The 545-nt window shown below is 46.4% G+C and carries 1 protein-coding gene; it reads left to right on the top strand.

Annotated features, from left to right (window positions below; genetic code table 11):
• The coding region (locus R7Q48_RS30265; RefSeq protein ID WP_318134102.1) for a methyl-accepting chemotaxis protein at nucleotides 1-545 on the top strand (545 nt) is incomplete at both ends.

Raw genomic sequence — 545 nt, 5'->3', positions numbered from 1 at the left:
TGCGACCAATTCAAAAAACCTCGCACTTTATGTCGAACGTTAGTGCCAGCAAAGATCTCTCCCAGAGACTTGTCCATAAACAAAATGACGAAGTTGGCCAACTTTCCCAATCTATTAATTCCTTTATGGATACCGTTTCGGAAAGTCTTGAGCGCGTGCAAGACACCTCCCACTCGTTAGCAGGGTCTGCAGGTCGTCTCACCGACGTTGCTCAATCCACTGATGAGGCAGCAAACAATCAGCAATTAGAAACCAATGAAGTGCAAAACAACATTATTGATATGTTGCAGCAGCAAGTCGTGGTTGAAGAGGCAACAATCAACGCAACGACGTTGGTAAACCACACCGTTGACGTAGCCACAAACAGCGCCAGCCAAGCGCACAATGTCAGCGAAGACATCAAGAGCTTAGTCAGCAACATTGAACAAGTGCGCGAGAAGATTACGTCCCTAAATCAGAGAACCGAAGAAGTTTCCTCAATTCTCGGTGTGATCAAAGGCATCGCCGAACAAACTAACCTACTCGCTCTAAACGCAGCAATCGAA

Source organism: Vibrio sp. 378, assembly GCF_033339435.1.
Note: the sequence above shows the minus strand (reverse complement) of the source record. Positions and strands in the feature narration are given on the sequence as shown.